General features: G+C 45.8%; 23 protein-coding genes and 1 pseudogene. 12 read left to right on the forward strand and 12 right to left on the reverse strand.

Going from position 1 to position 25,280, the window contains the following annotated elements; translation table 11 throughout:
- Positions 1-152: 152 nt before the first annotated feature.
- The 5 genes from QP775_RS06210 (at position 153) to QP775_RS06230 (ending at position 6,311) form a co-directional block, all read left to right on the forward strand.
- Positions 153-758, forward strand: a complete 606-nt coding sequence (locus QP775_RS06210; RefSeq protein WP_239328015.1) for a TetR/AcrR family transcriptional regulator — start codon at positions 153-155, stop codon at positions 756-758.
- A 192-nt stretch (positions 759-950) separates the two neighbouring features.
- A complete protein-coding gene (locus QP775_RS06215; RefSeq protein WP_285104491.1) occupies positions 951-2,423 on the forward strand; it encodes a spore germination protein in 1,473 nt (490 codons plus the stop codon).
- On the forward strand, positions 2,420-3,517 hold the full coding sequence (locus QP775_RS06220) for a GerAB/ArcD/ProY family transporter (protein WP_239328017.1): 1,098 nt from the start codon (positions 2,420-2,422) through the stop codon (positions 3,515-3,517). The genes QP775_RS06215 and QP775_RS06220 overlap by 4 nt, the downstream gene beginning before the upstream one ends.
- Entirely contained in the window at positions 3,514-4,632 is a 1,119-nt protein-coding gene (locus QP775_RS06225) for a Ger(x)C family spore germination protein (protein ID WP_275444558.1), read from the forward strand. The genes QP775_RS06220 and QP775_RS06225 overlap by 4 nt, the downstream gene beginning before the upstream one ends.
- A gap of 206 nt (positions 4,633-4,838) precedes the next feature.
- On the forward strand, positions 4,839-6,311 hold the full coding sequence (locus QP775_RS06230; protein WP_285104494.1) for a flavin monoamine oxidase family protein: 1,473 nt from the start codon (positions 4,839-4,841) through the stop codon (positions 6,309-6,311).
- Between the two features lie 63 nt (positions 6,312-6,374).
- On the opposite strand, the gene QP775_RS06235 is transcribed toward QP775_RS06230, so the two are convergent.
- Together QP775_RS06235 and QP775_RS06240 are read right to left on the reverse strand one after the other, a co-directional pair.
- On the reverse strand, positions 6,375-6,581 hold the full coding sequence (locus QP775_RS06235) for a cold-inducible protein YdjO-related protein (RefSeq protein WP_028545394.1): 207 nt from the start codon (positions 6,579-6,581) through the stop codon (positions 6,375-6,377).
- A gap of 222 nt (positions 6,582-6,803) precedes the next feature.
- A pseudogene (locus tag QP775_RS06240) lies at positions 6,804-7,120 on the reverse strand (magnetosome magnetite crystal formation protein family).
- Positions 7,121-7,725: 605 nt separating this feature from the next.
- Between QP775_RS06240 and QP775_RS06245 the strand changes: the two are divergent.
- The 6 genes from QP775_RS06245 (at position 7,726) to QP775_RS06270 (ending at position 13,694) form a co-directional block, all read left to right on the forward strand.
- Positions 7,726-8,652 (forward strand): ABC transporter permease, encoded by a 927-nt coding sequence (locus QP775_RS06245; RefSeq protein ID WP_239328021.1) that lies wholly within the window; start codon positions 7,726-7,728, stop codon positions 8,650-8,652.
- Between the two features lies 1 nt (position 8,653).
- Entirely contained in the window at positions 8,654-9,613 is a 960-nt protein-coding gene (locus tag QP775_RS06250) for an ABC transporter permease (protein WP_285104497.1), read from the forward strand.
- 13 nt (positions 9,614-9,626) lie between these two features.
- On the forward strand, positions 9,627-10,661 hold the full coding sequence (locus QP775_RS06255) for an ABC transporter ATP-binding protein (protein WP_285104499.1): 1,035 nt from the start codon (positions 9,627-9,629) through the stop codon (positions 10,659-10,661).
- Positions 10,642-11,595: an ABC transporter ATP-binding protein gene (locus QP775_RS06260; protein WP_285104501.1), complete on the forward strand. Its 954-nt coding sequence runs from the start codon at positions 10,642-10,644 to the stop codon at positions 11,593-11,595. The genes QP775_RS06255 and QP775_RS06260 overlap by 20 nt, the downstream gene beginning before the upstream one ends.
- 63 nt (positions 11,596-11,658) lie before the next feature.
- Positions 11,659-13,308 (forward strand): peptide ABC transporter substrate-binding protein, encoded by a 1,650-nt coding sequence (locus QP775_RS06265; RefSeq protein ID WP_285104503.1) that lies wholly within the window; start codon positions 11,659-11,661, stop codon positions 13,306-13,308.
- Positions 13,309-13,310: 2 nt separating this feature from the next.
- Positions 13,311-13,694, forward strand: a complete 384-nt coding sequence (locus tag QP775_RS06270; RefSeq protein WP_285104505.1) for a DUF3899 domain-containing protein — start codon at positions 13,311-13,313, stop codon at positions 13,692-13,694.
- A gap of 57 nt (positions 13,695-13,751) precedes the next feature.
- Here QP775_RS06270 and QP775_RS06275 read toward each other — a convergent pair whose 3' ends face one another.
- Positions 13,752-14,978 carry a family 8 glycosyl hydrolase gene (locus QP775_RS06275; protein WP_239328027.1) on the reverse strand — a complete coding sequence of 409 codons (1,227 nt, stop codon included), beginning with the start codon at positions 14,976-14,978 and terminating at the stop codon, positions 13,752-13,754.
- A gap of 511 nt (positions 14,979-15,489) precedes the next feature.
- On the opposite strand from QP775_RS06275, the gene QP775_RS06280 reads away from it, so the two are divergent.
- Positions 15,490-16,203, forward strand: a complete 714-nt coding sequence (locus QP775_RS06280; protein ID WP_239328028.1) for a GntR family transcriptional regulator — start codon at positions 15,490-15,492, stop codon at positions 16,201-16,203.
- A gap of 161 nt (positions 16,204-16,364) precedes the next feature.
- Here QP775_RS06280 and hutG read toward each other — a convergent pair whose 3' ends face one another.
- The 9 genes from hutG to QP775_RS06325 form a co-directional block, all read right to left on the reverse strand.
- Positions 16,365-17,330: a formimidoylglutamase gene (gene hutG, locus QP775_RS06285; protein WP_285104508.1), complete on the reverse strand. Its 966-nt coding sequence runs from the start codon at positions 17,328-17,330 to the stop codon at positions 16,365-16,367.
- Complete coding sequence (gene hutI, locus QP775_RS06290) at positions 17,327-18,622, reverse strand: imidazolonepropionase (RefSeq protein WP_285104510.1); 1,296 nt, start codon at positions 18,620-18,622, stop codon at positions 17,327-17,329. The genes hutG and hutI overlap by 4 nt, the downstream gene beginning before the upstream one ends.
- Before the next feature lie 17 nt (positions 18,623-18,639).
- Positions 18,640-20,304, reverse strand: coding sequence for a urocanate hydratase (hutU, locus tag QP775_RS06295; RefSeq protein ID WP_285104512.1), 1,665 nt, complete (start codon positions 20,302-20,304; stop codon positions 18,640-18,642).
- A gap of 125 nt (positions 20,305-20,429) precedes the next feature.
- A complete protein-coding gene (gene hutH, locus QP775_RS06300; protein WP_483311992.1) occupies positions 20,430-21,992 on the reverse strand; it encodes a histidine ammonia-lyase in 1,563 nt (520 codons plus the stop codon).
- A gap of 281 nt (positions 21,993-22,273) precedes the next feature.
- Positions 22,274-23,131: a fumarylacetoacetate hydrolase family protein gene (locus QP775_RS06305; RefSeq protein ID WP_285104514.1), complete on the reverse strand. Its 858-nt coding sequence runs from the start codon at positions 23,129-23,131 to the stop codon at positions 22,274-22,276.
- A 56-nt stretch (positions 23,132-23,187) separates the two neighbouring features.
- Complete coding sequence (locus tag QP775_RS06310; RefSeq protein ID WP_285104516.1) at positions 23,188-23,961, reverse strand: SDR family NAD(P)-dependent oxidoreductase; 774 nt, start codon at positions 23,959-23,961, stop codon at positions 23,188-23,190.
- 12 nt (positions 23,962-23,973) lie between these two features.
- Positions 23,974-24,360: a D-ribose pyranase gene (gene rbsD, locus QP775_RS06315; RefSeq protein WP_239328034.1), complete on the reverse strand. Its 387-nt coding sequence runs from the start codon at positions 24,358-24,360 to the stop codon at positions 23,974-23,976.
- Positions 24,357-24,566, reverse strand: a complete 210-nt coding sequence (locus QP775_RS06320) for a hypothetical protein (protein WP_239328035.1) — start codon at positions 24,564-24,566, stop codon at positions 24,357-24,359. Before QP775_RS06320 ends, rbsD begins: the two co-directional genes overlap by 4 nt.
- A gap of 23 nt (positions 24,567-24,589) precedes the next feature.
- Positions 24,590-25,270, reverse strand: coding sequence for a cyclase family protein (locus QP775_RS06325; RefSeq protein ID WP_285104520.1), 681 nt, complete (start codon positions 25,268-25,270; stop codon positions 24,590-24,592).
- Positions 25,271-25,280 lie beyond the last annotated feature (10 nt).

Here is a 25,280-nt window from a genome sequence, read left to right on the forward strand (position 1 = left end):
TGTAAGAAGAAGTATATCTCACAGATTGACCCAAAGTCAATCTGTGAGATATTAAATTTTTCCCTTTAGCCAATTGCTTGACAGTTCTTTCAGACACGCTCTATCATAAATAGGTCTTACATATGTAAACCAGTAGGGGGGAGGATGGCAAAGTGGCCAGAAATGAAGAGAAGGACCGAGAACTTCGCAAGGAACGTTGCGAGCAGATTATGTCTGCGGCAGTTGAGTTATTTGCCAAGAATGGAATGAACTCTACGAAGATATCTGATATCGCCAAGCAAGCCGGCATGAGTCACGGACTTGTCTATAATTATTTCAAATCCAAAGATGAAATCTATGTATCTCTTTTAAATAAAAATATAAACAGCTTTAAGCATGAATTGGCTCGTATTACGCAAATGCAAGCAACTGCAGACGTAAAATTAAAGTGTCTCGTGGAACAAGTATATGTATACAACTGGGATGATGCTTTATTTCATCAATTGTTTATGGAACAATTTATGACATCCGATTCGACTAGTGTGGAATTAAAGGCTGCTGTGAAACTGCAGATGAATGATAATTTACAGATGGTTGCCTCCATAATGGCGGATGGCCAAGCTTCCGGACATATCGTTGACGGATCACCAAGTGTGCTCGCTTATTACTTTCTAGTTTGCCTTCAGTCCATTCTTCTAGCCGAAGCAAAAGATCTGTCATTTATCGAGCAAGATTCGGCCATGCACATTTTACATTTATTTCTACGCCATCAGCACTAATTCAACAGTCACACAGTCACTTATCGAAAATGGCCTCATCAGCTGCATGTTGATCGAGGCTGCTTTCAACTACCTCCCCCTTACTTCCGCATCCTACCTACGATCCCATGTTCACATTCAATGCGCTACTGCATAAAAAAAGAAATATTTACGCAAACTTCCCACATTATGAATAATGTTGGGGATGAGACTATGGCAAGTTCCAATGGAACAGTACACGAACAGTTGCAGCACAATATTTCACAATTGCAATCGATCTTTACGCTGGCTCCAGACCTTGTCATACGGAGCATGGATACCGAGCAAGGTGCGTCTGCAGTTGTTGCCTACTTTGAAGGACTTGTAGACATGAATTCCATTAATAACGATGTGCTTCGTCCCTTTTTCCAAAGCATTCAAAATCAGGAAGGTGTTGTTCCTGTTACTGTTGGCAACATCAAGAACACAACGATGTGGAGTGAAATAGAACACGGTTTATTAATCGGTAAATCTGTCGTTTTTATGGAAGGACAAGCAGAAGCTTATCTGTTAGACACGAGTGGATGGCCACAGCGCGCCATTGAAGATCCACAGATAGAAGCTTCGATTAAAGGTGCTCATCAAGGGTTCGTGGAGACAGCGCAGCTGAACATTGCGCTTATTCGCAGATACATTCCTAATCGTGAATTAAAGATAACGCAGTTGATGGTTGGCGAGCGCGGCAAAACAAGCATCTCCATTATGTATCTCAATGATGTCGCCAATCCCGAGATACTTGAAGAGCTTGTTGAACGTATTGGCAAAGTTAAAGTTGATGCCATTATTAATACGGGAGAATTATCAGAATTTGTGGAGGATCGCTCGCTCTCCCCTTTTCCACAGCTCTTAATGACTGAGCGTCCAGACTCTGCCGCATCCCACATCTTGCAGGGGCGATATGTGATTGTCGTCGACCGTTCACCAAGTGTCTTAATCGCTCCTGTCACTTTTGTGTCGTTCTTTCAAAGTGTAGATGATTACAGTATGAGATGGTCGATTGCGACCTTTATTCGTTTACTACGCATTTTTGCGTTTATGATCGCCTTGTTTTTACCTTCTATTTATATCTCATTTTTAACCTATAATTTCGAAGTCATCCCGATCCAACTCGTACTATCGATCGCCGAGTCCAGAGAAAAAGTTCCCTTTCATCCGTTCCTAGAGGCCGTGATGATGGAAATAACACTGGAGATGATGCGCGAAGCTGGCATTCGTCTACCTGCACCTATTGGGCAAACCGTCGGCTTGGTAGGGGGCATAATAATTGGACAGACCGCAGTACAGGCAGGAATTGTAAGTAACATTATGGTTATCGTAGTATCCGTTACGGCCATTGCCTCGTTTATCATCCCGAACTATGATATGGGCGCGGCCATTCGTTTCCTCCGATTTCCGATGATGCTGCTTGCGTTTATGTTTGGCATAGTAGGCCTAGTCTCCGGAGCCATGATGCTTGTTTCACACCTAACAGCCCTGACCTCGTTAGGAGCTCCTTATGGCAGCCCGTTGTCACCCTTAAAATTTTCAGATTGGAAGGATGCATTTGTTCGATTACCACTTTGGAAAATGAGTTCCCGCCCCACCAGTTCCATGCCAAAGCAAAGTAAGCGGCAGGGAAACAACAAACCAGATGGTGATGCAACATGAAAAGAAAACCCGTCATTACATTCCTGCAATTCTCGCTCCTGATCCACAGCATGCAAGTTGGCACGGGAATATTGTCACTCCCACGGCAGCTGGCTGAAGTTGCGGGAACAGACGGCTGGATCTCCATCATACTGGCCTGGATGATGAATGTAGGGTTTGGCATCGTTATGGTTTTGGTTATGCGACAATATCCGAATGATACACTGCCCGACTTGTGTATGCGCCTGTTTGGCAAAGTAATTGGGCGAGTATTTATTCTGCTGCTGGTCATTCATTTTGTGTTTTTCAGTTGGAGCGTGCTGGTGAACACCATGTTGTTTATTCAAGCCTGGTTCCTGCCTTCAATGTCCATGACGATGATTATGGCTTTGTTTGTTGTTCCTGCTTATATGATGGCACGCCATCATATTTTAGCAGTAGCCAGATACTGCGAATTTGTTTTTTTTCTCTCGTTATGGATGGGCTTAGTATTTATCATTCCTTTGCGCGAGGGTCAGTTGATACACATGCTTCCTCTCATTAAGGAGGGGTGGCAGCCTATCCTTAATGCTGTAAACACGACAACCTTTTCATTTATTGGATTTGAGATTATCTTTCTGACCTATCCATTTCTGAAGCGGAAAGAGTTGGCCATACGTGGTGTTTTGCTAGGAAATACCTTTACGCTGCTGCTTTATGTATTCAGTACGATTGGTTGTTTTGTGTATTTCAGTCCTGATGAGATTACACAATACAACCAGCCATTCTTATCGCTGCTTAAAGTGGTGGAATTCCGCTTTCTAGAGCGGTTCGACATTATCTTTTTAGCGATGTATTTATTTGTCGTCTCAACAGCATGGGTACCTTATATTTATTCCGCCGCGTATTGCAGTTCTCGCCTGCTCGGTACATCCAATCATTCCATGCATGTGCTTGTGTTTTGTCTAGCTTCGCTTGTGCTTGTTACCATTACACAGCCGTCATGGAATCAATCTGAACTATGGAAGACATGGGCTGGCTATTCAGGGCTGATTGTCGCTTATGTACTCCCGGTGCTGCTGCTGCTGTATATCAAGTTGATACAGCTAGTTCCGAAGAAAGAGGTCCATACATGATAAATCGCTGGCTGTTACTCCTTGTGTGCCTCTTAACCATGTCGACAATTTCAGGCTGCTTTGATCAGCACAGTATCGAGAATCTTACAATTACGATGGTAGTAGGTGTGGACGTCAACGAAGATGGACAGCTCATTATTTCACAATCAAGTCCCGTATTCAGTTCAGAGTCTAAAGAAAACGAAGAAGACTATGAAGTGGTTGCCAACTCCTTGCGCAGCGCGCGGGATCGTTTCGATACACTTGCACTAGGTCTCACTTCGTCAAATAAGGCGCAGGTCGTGCTAATTGGGAGGAATCTAACCAAGGTAAAGGGCTGGCAAAGCTTGATTGACGTCTTCTTTCGGGACTCTCGAAACACTGTAAGTTCACGTATGGTCTACGTCGATGGGCCTGTAAGTGACATCATTAACTTCAAACCAAAAGACAAGCCACGACTGCCTTTTCATCTGTCTAAGCTCATAGACACAGCCCTGAAGCGCAATGATACGACCAGAACTACGATCCAGGACTTTCATCGTCAGATCCACGAGAAAGGAATTACCCCAAGCCTTACTGCTCTGCGGAAAGAAAAAGATATTGTATTACTGGGGACGGCCTTGCTAGATCGGCAAGCTGCATTTCAAATGAACATTACACCTGGCGAGACAAGACTGCTCTATATTTTAGAGAATAAGACACGAGGAGAGTTTCCCTATACACTGATTATGCCTATGAACGAGCCTGTAGGGCTTATTAATCAGAACATCCTTAGTTTTAATATCCAAAATATTAACACAAAGGTAAAAGCGTCGTACAGCGAAGGCAGGTTTAAATTTAATGTACGTGTAAATGGTCAAATCTACCTAACTGAAAAGTTGTTCACAAAAGGGATCCGTAACAGTTTTCATGAGATGGAACATAAGATTAGCGCGCTGATGAAGCGAGATTTTATAAAGTTAGTCACGAAGTTGCAACGAGCCACCATCGACCCTGCTGGCTTTGGTATGTACGCAAGAGCTTATGCTTATCCAGAATGGAAAAAAGTGCAGGAGAATTGGAGCGAAGCGTTTAAGGAGGCTGAGGTTAACGTTGACGTTAACTTCAAATTAATGGGTGTCGGTGCAGTAGATTAGTGATTCACAGTTGCACACACGCAAGAAAAGCAGACGATTAGGTCTGCTTTTCTTGCGTTTGGGAGGACGTAAATATTCAAGCTTAATACCTCTCACCCTAATTGTATTCTTGTGGCTAAATATAGACAAAACAGAGCATATATGCCCATATCAGCACATAAAATGGGTAAGCTGACTCTAAGCCTATCGTGAGAGGAGCAATTCGAATGTCTCTTGCCGCTGCCTATCAACTGCCACCTCAACAGATGATTGATATGATTCATAACGGACTACCTGCTGCCAAGCAGCCACACCGCATCCTAATTGTAGGAGCTGGCATGTCAGGACTAGTCGCTGCATCGCTTCTGCGATCAGCTGGACATGAAGTTGAGATTATCGAAGCGAACAGCCGAGCTGGCGGCCGTGTGTTCACGATCCGCACCCCGTTTAGCAATGGTTTATTTTATAATGCAGGAGCCTACCGGATTCCAGATGTCCATTATTTAACGATGGCATATGTAAAAAAGTATAATTTGCCTCTCGACAAACTACGACAATCAGATCCATTGGATCTATTATATGTAAACGGTCAAAAAATACGTCGGATTGAGTATGAGCGCAATCCCGCTTTGCTTCGATACCAAGTAGCTCCCCACGAAGAAGGACTAACTGCATCCACTTTATATCAGCTCGCGCTTCAGCCCATTGTAGATTACTTTCATCAAGATCCCACGCAGCATTGGCCGCATATCGTAAGCAGCTACGATTCATTGTCCTTGGATAACTACTTGAGACAGTGCCCGTCTGCCTTCGGTGTCCCCCTGTCTGCTGGCGCCATAGAAATGATTAACGTCTTGCTTGATAACGAAGGAATGAAAGAGTATTCCTTGCTCGAATTTCTTATGTCCGCACTAACCTACAATCAGCCAGGAGTCACATTTTACGAGCTGGTAGGCGGAATGGACCTGCTTCCCGATGCATTTCTCCCCCAGTTGTCAGACGTGATCCACTATAATAACAAGGTAACCAAAGTGATACAGCATGCTGACCAGGTAACCCTATCAGCCAGACAAACACGTACGAATCAAGTGTCCACCTTTTCAGCAGATTATTGCATCATCACCCTGCCCTTTTCCGTTCTCCGACAAGTGGAACTCCTGCCTTTTACGAGCTTCTCGCTTCCTAAGCGTCAAGCCATTCGTGAACTGAGATATATGTCAGGTACCAAGGTAGCGATTGAATTTAAGCATCGCTTTTGGATAGAGCAAGATCTGAATGATCGTCTCACTGTCTCAGATCTACCGCTGCGAATGACGTATTACCCCGATCATGTGCCCGTCTCCACAGGCTCTGGTATTATATTAGCTAGCTATACATTAGGCAATGATACGACAAGTTGGGACGGTTTAAACAATGAGGAGCGAGTCCGTTCTGCTCTGCAGCATCTCGCCGTGCTGCACGGTGAACAAGTCTACACACATTTCGTTAAAGGAACCTCATTTAGTTGGAATCATAACCCCTATTCATGCGGAGCTTTTTCATACTTAATTCCCAACCAGGCAGGAGAACTGTATCCACATCTATGCACACAAGAGGGCAAAGTATTCTTTGCTGGTGAGCATACGACGTTTACCCATGGATGGGTGCAAGGAGCCATTGAATCAGGAATACGGGCTGCTTATGAAGTGAATCTCAAGTAACGGATCAAATAAATAAAAACGGTCGCAGGCTTGTCGCACGCAGCCGTTTTGCTGTGTAATCGTTTAGAATTCGGATTTAGGTTTGCGCGGCTTAGGCTTTACTTTATTCTGAACCTTAGCTAGATGCTTAATACTGCGAATCATAGGTCCTTTACATAGCGGACATACTTGGTCTGCAACTGCAAATTCTTCTCTGACCCATGCTTTACAATCTGCATTTCTGCACTTCAAAATCTTGGTAGGCATTAATTGCGGCTTTTCTTCTTCCATAGTTGTCACTTTATTACATCCCTTTCTCTCTGCTAGTAACACAAGACTGAGTAGAAAATATATCACTGATACCGTATTCAAGTCAAAAAAAAATCCTGATAACACAAAACGACTGCTTGTCTAATGGGAAGCAGTCGTGCCAAATGATATTTCAAAGCCTATTTCGTTATCCAGTTCGTTACTTTTCTTCTCTCGTTCGAATACGGCAGCAAAAGGATTACATTAAACTTCTTTTAATACACGAACACCCTTAACTACATTCCATACAAAATAATAAATGCCCACTACAAAGGAAACGATATATGTTAAGGATATTCCAATCCCAAGAGATGTCACATTCTGGATGCCAAATCCAACACCTGCAGAGACAATTAATCCTGTGATCAGTAACGCATAGGGTACAAAATGCGTCCACAGAGCTTTTTTGGCATGTGCTTTGACTTCATCTTCAGCAACAAGCCACACGATAATGGGCAGCAGAAACGGTGCAAAAAAATACTAAAGTAGCATAAAGAAGATAGAACATTATTGGTTTTCATATTTAATCACCTCGTGGTTTATTGTTTATCTCTTGTTGATAGTCCCATTATCCCACGAGTCATCTTCATGTCCTATTTAATTCCCTTTCAGTTAACTGGCATTTTTGTAAGGAAGCTATCGTTCACTTCATTTGTTACAGGAGAATTGCTCATCATGTCTTGCATCCACATATTTTTGAATCAGACCATCTATTACGATCAGCAATGTTTTTACCTTATAACGTAATCCGCGCTGCGTTTTCCTGACAGGATCCTGCTGTGTAAAAAGTTAAAATTTTGCTGAAAAAAACTCAAATATCTGTTTAGTTCATATCATTTCTCATATGCGCACTAATTATTTTAATCTTTTTTATGAATGCGCTAACAAGCACAGCACGTCTCATTTCCCCCCCTATTATTACGACCTTATGGCCCTCAAAAAATGAAAGTTTTACATATTGACACGTTGACATTCCCCCTTCACTGCCCTATTATTCATACTAATCCTATCAGATTTAATATTTAACAACTGGTTAAAAAGATCAGCGTTAACACTTTTCCATAGCTATTTATCCTACTATACATAGTGTATTACTTAATTTAAATAGACAGGAGAAGAAGATGTTATGTATGTTGTAAAACGGCTGTTTACGATGCTAGTGACTTTATGGGTTATCGTCACCTTAACCTTTCTCATTATGCATCTAATACCTGGGGATCCATTTGCTACTGATTCCAAGGCCATTCCTGAAGCCGTACTGGAAAATATGCGGGCCAGGTACAACCTGGACAAGCCCTTGTCCACGCAATATGTATTGTATTTAAAAAATTTGCTGACTTTTGATCTAGGCCCTTCCATCCAGTCGAAGACCACGGATGTGAACACACTTATTGCCAGAGGGTTTGTCCCCTCTGCCTTATTGGGAATTCAGTCTATGCTGTTGGCGCTTTTTGCAGGCATTATGCTGGGCACGATAGCCGCGCTGCACCATAATCGCCCCTTGGACTTTATATCCATGTTTATTGCGATGTTAGGGATTTCTATCCCAAGCTTTATTTTGGCGCCCTTGCTTATTAAGTATATGGCTGTGCAGTGGGGATTGCTTCCCGTCGCGGCGTGGGGCACATGGAAGCATACGCTGCTGCCAACATTCGCATTGGCCGTCACACCTATTGCGATCATTGCGAGATTCGTGAGGACAAGTATGCTCGAAGTCCTTCATCAGGAATACATTCATACGGCAGAAGCCAAGGGATTGCCGACATGGAAAATCGTACTCAAACACGGCTTAAGGAATTCATTGATCCCGGTGCTGTCCTTTATCGGACCATTATTTGCCTCTGTTGTCACAGGTACTTTTGTCGTAGAAAAGATATTCGCCATACCTGGAATTGGAAAGTATTTTGTGGACAGTATTTTTAATCGAGATTACCCCGTCATTATGGGAACGACAATATTTTATAGTATTGTCCTCGTTGTAACCTTGTTCTTGATAGATCTGTCATACCGCTTTATCGATCCAAGAATCAAATTGTCCAGCAAAGGAGCTTAGCATGAACGTTACTTCAACCAAGTTGGATCAGCCTTTGGATCATTTGTTCCATCCTGTAGACCGTAGTACATTAGCTGATCAGACATTAGCCTATACAAGTGTACCGATGTGGAAAGACAAAATAAGAAAGCTTGTACGAAACAAACTAGCAGTCATTGGGCTAGCCCTGCTGCTGTTGATTATGCTGCTTGCAGCAATAGGCCCTTCATTGCTGCCCCACTCGCCAAGTGCGCAGTCCTTGACACAAACGAATCTGCCGCCATCCGCGGAGCACTGGTTCGGTACGGATGATCTCGGTCGCGATGTATGGGCACGAACGTGGGCAGGAGCACGAATATCGCTCCTGATTGGATTTGCGGCAGCTGCCATAGACTTGGTCATCGGCATTATAGTCGGAGGAGTTTCCGGCTACATGGCTGGCAGAAGCCGTTTTGGAGATCGGATCGATAGCATATTGATGCGGATTGTGGAAATTTTGTATAGCATTCCGTACCTGTTGGTGATTATCTTGCTTTTGGTCGTCATGAAGCCAGGTATATTGACAATGATCGTAGCGCTATCCATTACAGGTTGGGTAGGCATGGCCCGGGTTGTGCGCGGGCAAATGCTGCTGTTGAAGCAGCAGGAGTACGTGTTGGCCGCTTCAAAGCTGGGAACATCACATGCCAAAATTATTTTTAAGCACCTGCTGCCAAATGCAGCAGGCATCATTATCGTCAATTTGACATTTACAATTCCGGCAGCCATATTTTCCGAGTCGTTCCTGAGCTTTCTCGGCTTGGGTGTGCAAGCCCCTATTGCCAGTTGGGGCACTATGGCCAATGACTCACTTGGTGTCATTTTAAGCGGACAATGGTGGCGACTGTTTTTCCCGGGATTTATGATATCCCTTACGATGTTTGCGTTTAATGCATTCGGTGACGGGCTGCAGGACGTTCTGGATCCCCGCTCACATCACTAAAGGAGGTGCTCACATGAAGCATTTGCTCGAGGTTCATCATCTGAATGTCGTGTTCCGCTCCCGTGAGAAGGAACTTCAAGCCGTGCGTGACGTGTCCTTTCATATTAACGAACGAGAGACGTTAGCCATTGTAGGCGAAAGCGGAAGCGGCAAAAGCGTAACAGCTCGCGCCATCATGGGGATGCTCCCCTCTCCATATGGACTGATTAAAGATGGGGAGATTCAATTTAAGGAACGGAATATTACACGCCTCTCCAAAAAGGAAATGCAAAAAATTAGAGGTTCTGAGATCGGTATGGTCTTCCAAGATCCGATGTCGTCCCTGAACCCGACCATGAAAGTCGGCGAACAAATCAGTGAGGGTTTACGCCAACATCAAAAATTAACAAGATCCGCTGCTCGTAACAAAACAATCGAATTACTGATGCTTGTAGGCATTCCCGATGCCAATAATCGTTATCAGCAGTACCCGCACGAATTCAGTGGCGGCATGCGGCAGCGTGTTTCCATTGCAATCGCACTTGCCTGCAGCCCGAAACTGCTCATTGCGGATGAACCAACGACGGCTCTTGATGTGACGATCCAAGCACAAATATTGGATATGCTGACTGCTCTGCAAGAACAAATGGGAAGCTCTATTTTGCTCATCACCCATGACTTGGGCGTGGTAGCAGAAGTGGCCCATCGGGTTGCCGTCATGTATGCCGGAATCATTGTGGAGACAGGTACGGTAGCGGACATATTTGATCGCCCTAAACATCCTTATACATGGGGATTGTTGCAATCCACTCCGAAGTTGGATGCAGATGATCAGGAGCGCCTTATTCCCATTGAAGGGACGCCGCCTTCCCTGCACGCATCAATTGATGGATGCCCTTTCGCCGAGCGATGTCCTTACGCCATGGATGTCTGTGTCCATCATTTACCTGCATCCATATCATTTACAGAGCAACATAGCGCGCGCTGCTGGCTGAACGATCCTCGATCTCCTGCCCTGCACACGCCTGCCGTATCTAGGAGGGATAACTATGCCGAAGCCTATTCTTGAGGTTCATGAGCTGCGCAAACATTTTAGTACCGCAGCGGATCAGGTCGTCAAGTCAGTTGACGGCATAAGCTTAACGATTCAACCGGGTGAAACGTTGGGGCTTGTAGGGGAAAGCGGAAGTGGCAAGTCAACCCTTGGCAAAACAGTCGTCGGACTGCTTGAGGCGACTTCTGGAAAGGTGGTGTTTCATGGACAAGATATTGCAACTGCACGAGGCAGTCAGAAACGAGAACTGAATCGCAACATGCAGATGATCTTTCAAGACCCGCACGCTTCCCTTAATCCAAGATTTCGAATTGGAGATATTATCGCTGAGGGTATTGATGCCCATCGCTTAGCGCGAGGGCAAGCAAGAAGAGATCGTGTGGCCGAGCTGTTAGAGCGAGTTGGTCTGCACCCGGATCACGCTGCACGATATCCACATGAATTCAGCGGTGGGCAAAGACAACGGATCGGCATTGCACGAGCGTTAGCGGTAAAACCGCAATTCATCGTTGCAGATGAACCGATCTCGGCACTCGATGTATCCATTCAAGCTCAAATTGTTAATCTGCTCAAAGACTTGCAGAAAGAAGAAGGACTCAGCTACCTGTTTATCGCACACGATCTCGCCATGGTCAAGCATATAAGTGATCGCATTGGGGTGATGTATCTAGGCAAGATGATGGAGCTTGCAGACCGCTATTCTCTATTTGCGGAACCACTACATCCCTATACAAAAGCATTGTTGTCCGCAATACCAGCTTCTAATCCATCAGCCAGACGACTACGAGAACGCATAGTTTTACACGGGGACCCGCCAAGTCCGCTCTCACCGCCAGCTGGATGTCCCTTTCATGCTAGATGCCCGGCTGCAACTGAAATATGTGTAAGTCACATGCCAGAAAGCAAAGAAGTACGTCCTAATCATTGGGTTGCATGTCACCTGTTTTAACTTTCTCGATGTAAAACCTGTTATGAAGCTTAACATTTAATCTTATGTAATGGAGGAACAATCATGAAAAAATGGAACATCATGTTGGCAATTTTAATTCTCACTGCGGCGGCGCTTACTGGCTGCTCTGGCAGCGATAACAGCGGCGCGAAAACAACTGAGCCTTCGAAGGACACTGCTGCAGCTGGTGTGCCCCAAGTACTAACTGCGAATCTATCAGGAGGCGAGCCTTATACGTTAGATCCTGCCTTTGCATCTGATACGACTTCTTATTTTATTATCGACAATCTGTACGAAGGTCTGTACACCTATGATAAGTCCGGCAAAATTGTGGAGGGTGCTGCTAGTAAAGTAGACATATCCTCTGATGCCAAAATCTATACGTTTACCATTCGTGACGGTGCTAAATGGTCCAATGGCGACCCTGTAACTGCACACGATTTCGAATATTCGTGGAAACGTATTTTAAATCCGAAAACAGCAGCCTACGATCCGTCTTCCTTGTATTACATCAAGGGAGCAGAAGAATATAATAAGGGAAAAGGCAGTGTTGAAAATGTCGGGGTCACGGCCAAAGACGACCGCACGCTTCTTGTTGAGCTTAAGGCTCCGCTCGGTATTTTCCCAACGATTGCAGTAGGCCATGCTTATCTTCCAGTCCGCTCGACAGTTGTAGACAAAAATGACAAATGGGCAGCGGAATCCAATACGATCGTTGGCAACGGACCTTACAGCACACAAGAATGGAAACATAATGAGCAAATTACACTCACTAAAAATGCGCAATATTGGAATAAGGATGCGATCTCTATGGAGACGATCCATTTCAAGATGGTACAAGATGCAACAACCTACTATCAAATGTACAAAACGGGAGATCTGGATCTGATTCTGGCACTTCCGCTTGATACAATCGATCAGGAGAAAGACAACAAAGAATACTTGTCCCACCCTTCGTTCAGCGTGTATACATACTCGTTTAATGTGAAGGAAAAGCCATTTACTAATCGTAAAATTAGACAAGCCTTCTCATATGCAATCAACCGCGAAATACTCACAAAGAACGTGACAAAAGGCGGAGAAAAAGCGGCCTTCGGTTATGTGCCTTATGGTGTTTCCAATCCATCAGGCAAAGATTATCGTGACGAGGCGCCTGAAAAATACTATGAGTTCAACGCAGAGAAAGCAAAGCAATTGCTTGCAGAAGGATTAAAAGAAGAAGGCTTGACGCAGCTGCCTACTGTGACGTTTAAATACAACACAGCTGACAATCATAAAAAAATTGCCGAAGCACTGCAAGCGATGCTTTTGGAAAATCTAGGAGTTGAAGTAAAGCTCGAAAATCAGGAATGGAAAACGTACATCGATACATTTAAACAAAAGAACTTCCAAATTGCCCGCATGGGATGGGAAGGCAACTATTTAGACCCGCTCGGTGTTCTTGGTCATTATACGTCCAGCAACTCCAATAACTTTACGAATTGGAGCAACAAAACTTATGATGAGTTGATTGAAAAGTCAACGTATGAATTAGATGCGAACAAACGCGTGGCACTGACCCAGCAAGCCGAGAAAGTACTTATGGAAGACTTGCCGATTATCCCTATTCTATTCTCGGCGGATACCGCACTTGTTAGTCCGAAAGTCACCGGCATCATTTTTGATGCTCGCTCCAATCCGGATCTGCGCTTTGCAACACGAGTTGAGAATTAAGCATGCGTAAGCATTATATACTTGCCTTTAGCCTGGCCACTGTCATGCTCTGCGGCGGATATATTCCGATCGTGTCCGGCTACAGGAACGTAGATTTAACAATCATCAATTCATTATTCCTGTACGGCCTATCCGCGTGTATAATTGGGGCCGTTATGTACGTGATCCGAACTGGCTTTCTCACGCCAGTGTATCGAGGCTTTGCGACGATCAGTTCGGCTTTTCTACCAAAGTCTAGGGCATTGCAAGAGGAAGAGAAGCATTCTTCCCACACTGCTCCGTTCGCGTGGAAGAACGCTGCTGTTCAAAAGCTGGGTGCCTATTTTCTCGGCGGAGGTATAGGAATACTGACTGTCTCTGTGATCATGCAATTATATTATTTCTAAACATTTAAATCAGGCTATCCTGCATGTGCAGGATAGCCTGATTTTAGTCATATGCTTTTAAGGTGTCCACCAATTACCAGACATCACAATCAAGGAAAACAGCTTGATGCTGTCCTCATAATATTCTTCCGCAGCACTATTGGCAACATGTGTCCACACCGAATTTAGCCAGCTCTGATTGGAGCTGTTAGTCATGGCACTTACACCGAATGGTGCGTGGAAAGCACCGCTGTTGTACGAGCCATAATTGCTGCCATTCAGCTTATAGCCGTCAACAATGTTGGCAGGTGAATTGCCTGTTTTTGCCTTGATCCAGCTGTTTAATTGATTCAACTGTGACAGTGCACGGTTATCCCCGCTAATTAAGTAATCGGTTGTAATACGCCAAGGTGTGCGGCAGGAATTGTAATGATAATGACCGTCATGTTCAGATTCGATTAATTCTCCTGAGACTGGCTTATAGACTCCACCTGATAAGATGACAAAATCAGGCAGCAGCCCGGTATTCGGACTATTGTTCGTATATAAAGTGTTAATGATGCTGTAGGTTTTGTTAATGACGTTCGTCCATTTGGCATCGCCCGTAGCTGCCCCAAACGCTTTCATATGACTCAACATAAAATCAGAAGGACGTGTAGCCGTGTCCTCAGTTCCGCTTGTAGCCCAATCACCCAGCCTTGTGGTCCATTTGGATTGATTCACATCTTTTGCCATGATCGCATTGATCATGTTAATCGCTGCCTGCAAATAGTTGATTGTGCCACTGCTGCCCCATTGTTTGTCAGCAAGCAGCAAGGCGTAGGCAATATCCATGTCGCCATCTGTAGCAGAATTCGCACCTCCTATATTTTGGAAACTGCTGTTCTGCTTCCAAGCCATCAAGTATGAATTATTGTTGCTCGGGTGGGCTTTGTAATATTGATACAATCCATCGAAGTAGCCTTGAGCGTTTGCTTCATGCCCAGCCATAATTACGGTGAGCAGCATGCCGTAACCATGCGCTTCGGACACCGTTTCTCCTTTTGAATTGTATTTGACATAATATTTTCCTGTACCTGCTGGTTTTAAGTATTTGGATTTCCAACTGTTCCATTTACTTTTAACTGTATTATCCATCGCGCTTTGCGTAACATGATTAGGCTTAATAGATCCACTTGTGTAACTAGTATGCTGCGGAAATGGTCTGTCCGGACCCGCTGCAGACACGATCCCGCTCACGGGAACAAGCATTGCCACTAGAAGAGCAATCATCGCCGTCGCCTTAAGCTTATAGCTCTTGAACATAAAGGTAAACACTCCTTCATCATGAATTGGGTTTCTTCAGTCCATGTGACAAGTTACATTTGCCTCATTACAGCAGCCTAACTTCTGTGATTATCCATGTGGGCTTGTTCTCATTTGTATCGTTCTACGTTGGATTTGAACTTCTTACACCACCTCCTTCATAAACAGACCACGTTTACAGTATGACATCGCAGTTATGCTTGCGATTGAAGGTTACAATCACAGCACCAAGCAGCTTTTTTTATTTTGTTGGATTTGTGTTGGATAAGTGATGACATAAACGGTTTCATTTGGGTTGCACACAGGAGTGGATTAAAGAGGAGTGAATCCTGGAATTGACCATACAATTGGTAATTACCTTTTCTAAATCATAGCTTTTGTAATGACATATGTCAATTTCATTCTTAACTAACTTTATTACGCTATCACTGTATCTCATGCAAATATCTGGGAATACACTCCAAACTTCTATATAATAACTTTATAGACTTCGTATCGGGGGAAATTGGTTATGACAAAGAGACACACGGATTCATTGTATGTAAAAGTTAAGGAACAAATCCTAAAGCATATCCACTCAGGCGTTTATCCGGTCGGCTCCAAAATACCCACAGAAGTGGAAATGTGCAGGATGTACAAAGTAAGCCGCACGACAATCCGTACGGCCCTGCAAGATTTAGAACGTGACCGTTTACTAGAACGTACACAAGGCCGAGGTACGTTTGTGAAGAAACACGAGCTTCAGATGAAGCCAACCCGCAGCTTTGCTGATGATGTGCTTGCTTACGGCAAACGGCCCAGCAGTAAAGTTGTGAAGACAGCAGTTGTGCCTGCCACCGCACCACTGGACGAACTGCTAGGCATCCCGTTGAACTCGGCGGTGCACCAAGTACTGCGTGTCCGTTACGCCGATGATGAGCCTGTCCTGTACGAACAATGTCATATTCCGTGGAATCACGCACCCGGACTTGCCAGTGAATTAACGGATGGGTCATTATATGAACTATTGCAGTGCAAATACAATCTGCATGTGCGAACCTCCACTGAAAAGCTGAAACCTGTACTCGCCGATAACACAGCCAGCAGGCTGCTGGGCATTGAAGAGGGCACTCCGTGCCTGCAAGTCGTTACGTTATCTTATCTTGACGATGAAGTACCGCTTGAGTATACGTATGGCATTTTCCGCGGGGATGTATCCTATTATGTAATTGAACGAACCTTTTAATATACATGAAGAGCTGCCGGATTCTAAATCGGCAGCTCTTTAGGTTTCTACTTTTTAGTATCCATTTGACGGACTTATCCTTATCCGTACAGACATTGTGCTTCACAACCCTCTTGCTGCCAGATGAAAAGCAGGCGTCTAAGGTTCATATACTGTTTCGTTTAACACCGACGTGCCATGCCGCTGAGAAAACTTAACATAAATTGGACAGCCATCCGTGAAGTCACGTTCCGTACATCAACCGTGGGATCAATACACACAAAGTCGAGTCCCTGCACCTGCGGCATTGCGCCCAGCCGATAAAGCGCATCCAGTGCGTCCCATGGATTCATTCCCCCTGTCCCTACGGCAGGACAGCCAGGGGCATATGCTTGGTCAATGACATCCACATCAAAGCTGACGTAAATGGCTTCTGTTCCATCCCCAGCTAACGCTACTGCCTGATCCAGCACAGCATCAATTCCGAGTCTACGTATATCTCGCGATGTATAGATATGCACACCATGGCTCTTCACGTAATCATGATAAGGCTTAGAATTCATAAACCCTCGAATGCCAATCTGGACAATGTGTTTCCCTTCGACGGAGCCCGACTCCAATATTCCACGGAATGGGGTCCCATTCGTGACGCCCCCATCTTCAAAGTTCCGTACGTCATGATGGGCATCAAAATGGATAATGCCCACCTTTTTTGAGCTGTATCGTTCGACGAATGCTTTCACAGAAGGACACGTAATGGAATGATCCCCACCAACAATAATAGGTACAATATGGGGTTGGACGGTGTACAGACTTTGCATGCTCTCTTCAATGCGTCGATGACATTCGCCAATATCAGTTGCGTGCATTCGAATATCCCCGAGGTCACGTACCGGAAGATGCTGCAAGTCTACGTCATACTCCATGCTATATGTCGTAAAGGATTTAAACGCGGCGCGAACCGCTGCAGGCGTGCTGAACGCACCGGAATGGGAGATAGAGGACTTCGAGAGCGGAATCCCAACAATCCCTGCTAGCAGTCGTTCCTCGCCATCCCACTGTCTCAGCCAATGAGCTACTTTAGTCTCCATCTGATCTCGGAATACGGCCGCCTCTGGAGCCGTCAAATAGGGAAAATGGCTGCTCATTCAACATCGCCCTCTCTGCTGACGCGCTGACGATTCCACACGACTGTCTGACCACGCTTCACTACGCCAAATGTATGATTGATGCCAAAATGGTAAGGCAAGTAGGAAAGATTAGTCGCATTCCACACGGTTAAGTCCGCTTGCTTCCCAATCTCGATAGAGCCTATTGAGGACTCACGCCCAATGGCAGCAGCCGCATTCAGCGTACAGGCCGTTAAGATTTCCTCTGGCGACATCTTAAGATTTAATGAAGCAAGCATCATGATAAGCTGAATCGATTCTGTTGGGCATGATCCTGGATTATAGTCTGTTGACAGCGCAACTGGCAATGCGAATTTATCGATCATGTCGCGGGCACGCGCATGCTTCGTCAGCCCTAAATTAAACGATGTACCAGGCAGTACCACAGGAACGACACCTGATGCCGACATTGCAGAGAGCCCTTGGTCAGTTGCTGCCAATAGATGCTCCGCGGAAATAGCATGAATTTCACCAGCCAACTCAGCTCCACCTAGAGCGACGATTTCATCAGCATGGATTTTGGGCTTAAGTCCATAACGCTTCCCTGCCTCCAAAATACGTCTAGATTGCTCCACTGAAAAGACGCCATGTTCACAGAACACGTCACAAAATTCAGCCAACCTCTCTGCAGCAATTACAGGCAGCATTTTTTCAATAATATCATTTACAAATTCATCGGTTCTGCCCGCATATTCAATCGGAACAGCATGCGCTCCCATAAAGGTCGAGACCAAGTCAATGGGGTGTGACTCCTGCAAGCGCTGCACCACTCGAAGCTGTTTTAACTCAGCTTCGAGTTCTAGACCGTAGCCACTCTTCGCTTCAATCGTAGTCACGCCTTGTAATAGCATCTCGTCAAGACTTCGCTTGGCTTGATGATACAACTGCTCTTCACTTGCTTCACGTGTCGAACGTACCGTACTTAAGATGCCTCCACCTTGAGCCAGAATGTCCAAGTACGGTACCCCTGATCGTTTTAAAGCCAGTTCATGCTCGCGCGAACCACCGTGAACGAGATGTGTATGCGGATCAATCAAGCCTGGTGTTACCATGTTGCCCGCTGCATCAAGCGTTCTGTGAATAGAACGTCCCTCCAGCTCTTGCTGTAACTCCGCTTCCTTGCCTATAGCTACGATATAGCCTTCATGTACGGCAATGGCCGCGTTTGTAATTTCGCAGACCTCGCTCATGTCGCGACCTCGGCGTGCCTGCTGCCCAATCGGGGTAACAAGCCTTCCGATTCCCTTTACTAGCAGATCAAGCTGTGACATATGAAGATCCTCCTGTTCTATGACTGGATTCGCATCGGAATTCGAATCTGATGCTGCTCGGCCGTCTGAATAGCTTCCTCATAACCCGCGTCCACGTGTCGAATCACACCCATGCCAGGATCAGATGTCAGCACGCTGCGCAATCGTTCAGCAGCCTCATCTGTACCATCTGCAACTACTACCATGCCGGCATGTAGAGAGTATCCCATGCCTACGCCTCCCCCATGATGAACAGACACCCATGATGCACCTGCTGATGTATTAATAAGCGCATTTAATATCGCCCAGTCGCCTACTGCGTCAGACCCGTCCTTCATACTTTCCGTCTCACGGTTAGGTGATGCGACTGAACCACAATCCAGATGATCGCGGCCAATGACAATCGGTGCGCTTAATTCGCCGCTCTTGACCATCTCGTTAATAGCAAGGCCAAACTTGGCACGCTCTCCGTATCCTAGCCAACAGATTCTGGCTGGAAGACCTTGAAACGCGACCCGTTCGCGTGCCATCGTGATCCAGCGGCGCAGATGCTCATTTTCCGGAAATAACTTCAGAACAAGCTCATCTGTCTTTCGAATGTCTTCTGGATCCCCCGACAAAGCTGCCCAGCGGAAAGGTCCCTTTCCTTCACAGAACAGCGGCCGGATATAAGCCGGCACAAACCCAGGAAATTGAAACGCCTCTTTCACACCTTCGTCATAAGCAACTTGGCGGATATTGTTGCCATAATCAAATACGATCGACCCTGCCTGCTGCAGATCCAGCATAGCTTGCACATGCAAGGCCATACTGGCCTTTGACAGCGCAATATAACGATCTGGATCTTGTGCACGGAGCTCCGCAGCTTCTGATAAGCCCATACCTGCTGGAATGTATCCAATCAACGGATCATGTGCGGAAGTCTGGTCCGTCACAAAATCGGGCTTAATACCGCGACGAACGATTTCTGGATATATTTCGGCGGCGTTGCCTAGCAAACCGATCGACAACGATTTTTTTTCGTTTTTTGCGGTCATAGCTAATGCAAGTGCTTCATCCAGCGTCTCCGCAATGACATCGCAATAACGTGTTTCAATGCGGCGTACAATTCGCGTTCGGTCCACTTCAACCGCAATGACGACCCCGCCGTTCATCGTAACAGCTAAAGGCTGTGCTCCCCCCATACCACCTAATCCCGCCGTCAGCGTTAACGTACCTGAAAGAGTACCACCTGTATGCTGCCGTGCCGCTTCTGCGAATGTTTCATAAGTCCCCTGTAAAATACCTTGTGTGCCAATATAAATCCAACTGCCAGCCGTCATCTGTCCATACATCATCAAGCCTTTTTGCTCAAGCTCGCGGAAATGCTCCCAATTCGCCCAATTGGGTACAAGCACGGAATTCGACAGCAATACGCGTGGCGCACGCTCATGCGTACGAAATACACCTACAGGCTTGCCGGATTGAATAAGCAGTGTCTCATCACTTTCCAGTCGTTGAAGCTCACGCACGATAGCCTCATAGGAAGGCCAGTTGCGAGCAGCTTTGCCAATACCTCCATATACGACCAAATCTTCTGGCCGCTCAGCCACATCTGGGTCTAAATTGTTCATCAGCATACGCATTGCCGCCTCTTGAACCCAGCCTTTACAGGACAGTTCGGTTCCTCTCGGTGCGCGAATCGTTCTTGTTGTTGTATTCATGGACATACTCCTCCTCAAGAGAAACTATATTGTTGAATCGCAAACAAACACTTCTACGAACGACCTTACAGCAATCACGCAGCTGCCTTAATGACTGAACATGAGCTGCGAAATTTTAGCTCTACCTAGTAAAGTGGCCCACTAACATCCTCAATAAAAGGCAAAAATTCCCCCTGAAGCAAAGCGGCAGCGATCCGCTCAATATCAGCGCTCGTCGAACGATCCGTTAATACGGGAGGCACCAGCTCTCGCACCTTGTCAAATAATACACGTGTAGCCGGGGCCAACAGTTCTTCCCCGCGAAACTGAATCGCTTCTGCCGCGCAGATCAGCTCAATAGCAAGCACCTTGGCTGAATTGGCGATCACTTGTGCGGCATGCCGCGCCGCAGTTGTCCCCATGGAGACATGATCTTCCTGGTTCGCGGATGATGGAATAGAATCAACGCTTGCCGGATGAGCAAGCACTTTATTTTCCGACACTAAGGATGCGCTTACATATTGTGGAATCATCATCCCCGACGCGATGCCAGGAGTATGGCTTAAAAAGGCTGGCAAACCACCTGACAGTGCTGGATTCACCAACCGTTCAGTTCGGCGCTCTGAAATGTTAGCAAGCTCGCTCATGCCAATCTTGAGGAAATCCATTGCAAAGGCAATCGGCTGGCCGTGAAAATTGCCACCCGATATGACAACCCCCTCCTCCATGAACAGTAACGGATTGTCGGTAGCCGCGTTCATTTCGATCATGAGTTTATCTTCAACATAAGCTAACACTTGACGAGTTGCACCGTGCACTTGCGGCAAACAGCGCAGAGAGTAAGCATCCTGCACACGCAATTCACCTTGTCGCGTTGCAAGCTTGCTGTCAGTCAACAAGACCCGCAAGTTCTTGGCCACTCCGATCTGCTCTGGATAAGGACGAACCCGCTGGATCTCCTCTGCAAACGCATCTGTAATGCCTTGCAGGCATTCGGTAGTCAGCGCCGCGATCACGTCGGCCATCTTCGCCAGATTTTGTGATTGAATATATGCCAATGCACCTATTGACGTCATAATCTGGGTGCCATTAATAAGCGAGAGTCCTTCTTTCGCCTGCAATTGAATTGGCTTAAGTCCTGCGCGGGCCAGCGCTTCTTTGCCTGACATACGCTCACCTAGATAAATGGCCTCTCCTTCTCCCATTAGTACAAGCGCCAGATGCGACAAAGGTGCCAGATCACCGCTCGCTCCTAGTGAACCCTGCTCTGGCACGACAGGATGTACTCGTCTGTTCAGACAATCAAGCAGCAATTGTAATGTGTCAAGTCGAATACCGGAATAGCCTTTTGAGAGCGCATTTGCGCGCAACAGCATTAATGCTCTCACCGTAGACTCCGGCAGCGGCTGACCAACAGCGCAAGCATGGCTTCGAATCAAATTTGCTTGCAGTTGGGCGCTGTCCTCGGGGGAGATGGTCACATCACTGAACTTGCCGAACCCGGTTGTGACACCATATACAACCTTGTTTGACGCCACTAATTTTTCGACCATCGTTCTACAATCCGCAACGCGCTGCACCGCTTCTTCTGCAAGGACTACAGGTGTAAAGTCATAAGCAATTGCACGAACTTGCTGTAAAGTTAATTCTTCTCCATTCAATACGATAGCAGTTGGAACAAAGTCGTTAGGTGTTGATTGTACGCTCAATTTTGTCATCCCCTTTCTTGCTTTAGCAAAAGAAAGAGGCTGTGCGGAAGGTACTCTCTTCCACACAGCCTCTTATTAAAAGAGTGAACTATGAAATTGTTATCACATCTTCGATGATCGATAAAAATCATGAGCCACACTCTTTTCTCAGGTATTTTTAACCATTTGTTCCACTATCACATGAGTATGGCATTCTGTCAAGTCCCGTTCGAATGTTTATCGTCGATTTCATATTTATTTATCGCAAGACCAGGTTTGCACTCATTTAAGTTTGGTGCATTTCATTCCCTGATCATTTCATTGACCATCCGATTTGTCAGTTTGCCCAAACCTTCTATTTCAATAGTGACAATGTCTCCATCCTGCAAATAGACTCGTTCTTCCGGTGGCAGCCCAAGGACTACACCCTCGGGAGTTCCCGTCAATATGATATCTCCTGGCGCCAAGCTCATATGCTGCGAAATATAACTGACGATCTCATCACAATAAAAGATCATGTCCGATGTGTTGGAAGATTGCCGCACTTCTCCATTAACAGTACAGGAGATAGCCAACTGATTCGGGTTGCCCACCTCATCCGCAGTAACCAGATAAGGACCAAGCGGACTAAAACCGTCACACGATTTGCCGAGCAGCCATTGCTGCGTGCGCATTTGCAAATCACGCGCAGATAAATCATTGACATTACAATAACCAAATACGTGCGCAAGCGCTTGATCCTTATCCACGTACTTTGCCGCTTTGCCTATTACAATAACAAGCTCTGCCTCATAATCCACTTCAGACGTCACTTTGACAGGCAAAGCAATGTCATCACCGCATGCCGCAACTGTATTGTTGAATTTGTTAAACAAGATCGGGTACTGCGGGATGGAGGCATTGGTCTCTTCCGCATGCTTGCGATAATTTAAGCCTACACAGATGATTTTCCCAGGATCAGGAACACAAGGCCCAAGCTGCAGCTTAGTTTCATCCAGATAGTGATCTGATTGCTCAGCCGCTGTACGCGCTTGTTCTAGCTTCACCTTATCGGCAATAATCTCATGCATAGTTCCCACATTGCTAATATCAACTATCCCATGACTGGTCTTGACTCCTGTTTTAAGAGAATGATTTTCGTAATAAGTAAGCAGCTTCATCTTCGTATTATGCCTCCTCTTTTTCCTTTACTTCTCACATCAGTTTATTATGCGTTTTATGCGTTTTTCCCAAATACAACGCCCCCATCAATATATAAAGGAGAGCCCATCATAAACTTGGATTCATCTGAAGCTAAAAACAAAGCAGCTTGCGCCACATCTTCAGGTGTACCGAGATCGCCGCTCAACTGACGTTTCTTCAACGATTCATAGGCTTCATCTGGATTGTCATAGGATTGACGCAAGTATTGCTCGACAAATGGCGTTAGAATCGTGCCCGGAAGCAGCGCATTTACTCGTATATGATAAGGTGCATAATCGACCTGCATCGACTTGGTTAAGGACAGCACAGCTCCTTTAGTTGCCGAATAAGAAGCCCGCCGAGCAAGACCTATCTCGGCAATGCAAGAAGACATGTTGATGATAGAGCCCCCACCTTGCTTCATCATGTGGGGAATTATATACTTACAGGGCAAAAACACGCCCCGGATGTTAATGTTGATCACACGATCCCAAGCATCGGGTTCAATTTCATGGATAGCACCTATGCCGCTGACGCCTGCATTGTTAAACAATACATCGATGACACCATATTGATGGATGACTTGTGTCACCATCTCCTGAACTTGCTCCGGGCTCGTCACGTCTGCCTTGATAAAAACAGCTTGCCCACCTGCTTGCTGAATGAGTGCAACCGTCTCTTCACCTTTTTGCTCGTCAAGATCATTTATGATTACGGTCGCTCCTTCTCTAGCAAATAATAATGCAGTACTTTGTCCGATGCCAGAGCCTGAACCAGTTATAAGACACACTTTTTGCTGAAGACGCATCTATCATCCCTCCTAACCAGATACTAATATGACGTTTGCATATGGAATTGTATCCCCTGTACGAACGACTGCCCGAGATTGTTCACTTAACGCTTTAAATTGAACGTGCGGAACAGCAACTATTTTGATGTGCGGCAGCGCCAGTTCCAAGGCTTCAACATGTTTGGGACTGATGCTCTGCATCTCCTCGGTAAGAATAATCCGATCAATGCTAAACTCTGCATGAATGCTGCGCACAACATCCAATACCGTTGGCAGATTGTCCGTCAGCGCCAGATCTACCCGTTCTACCTGAACAGGAATCGGAAAGCCGCGGTCTGCCACTGTGATATAGTCTGTATGTCCTGTCTCAGCCAACACGCGGTTAAGCTGAGGATGAAGAATGCCGCCTTTTCTCATTGTTCTGCCTCCACCATGCTTTGCTGATTTAAATCGGCACGCTGCTCCAAAGTGATCTGTTCCCGCAATGTAGGCAGAGGACGCTTAAGATGGTATCTTTCAGCTTGATTGCAACAGGTAACACTAACTAATTCCCATCCTAAGATCCCCACTTCCTGCAGCTTTGTTATTGATTCTGTGCTCATATACTCCCACTGTACGTACATTTGGCACTCTCCTTTGTACATCTCTATCTCGAACACGTCCATTGCAACGCTACAATTCGGGCAGGAGCTCCACTGCTGTCCCTAATCTTGACAGGCATCGCAAACACATGCCAATCCCCCTGCAGCAGCTCCGTATCATTTAGCTGTAAACCTTCCGCAATCCAGATACCCGCTCCTAGCAGAATACGATGCGTTTCTTCATTGTCGTGTCCGGTTCCCCCAATGCTGAAATGATCGATGCCAACAGCTTTTACCTGGTTATCTATTAAATAGCGGGCAGCCTCATTCGACAAATAAGGCGACTCATAAATCCATTCCTTTGTCCAAGCCCGTTTCTCACCCCACCCTGTATAAAATAATACGATCGTATCCGCAGTTAATTGTTTACTGTAGGGTATGATATCTGAAACTGCAATCTGTTCACCTGCAATTTTAGAAGACACATCCACCAGAACCATCTTTCCTTGGAACTGATCGATGGGAAATTGATCAAGCGTCTTCTCAAATTCCCCCATATGAGCAGGTGCATCCATATGCGTGGCAGTGTGAAGATTCATTGTAATCTGCTCCAGCTTCCAGCCGTCGCGGGGGCCTACACAAATATAATCCAACTTTGGCGGCTCAAATGCGGGAAGCACTGGGCACAGATGATATATGTCCTGCGACAGGTCAATCATCTTTTTGATGCTTGGTATATTATTCAATCGACACTCA

The sequence above is a fragment of the Paenibacillus sp. UMB4589-SE434 genome (genome assembly GCF_030226685.1).
Classification (GTDB): Bacteria; Bacillota; Bacilli; order Paenibacillales; family Paenibacillaceae; genus Paenibacillus_B.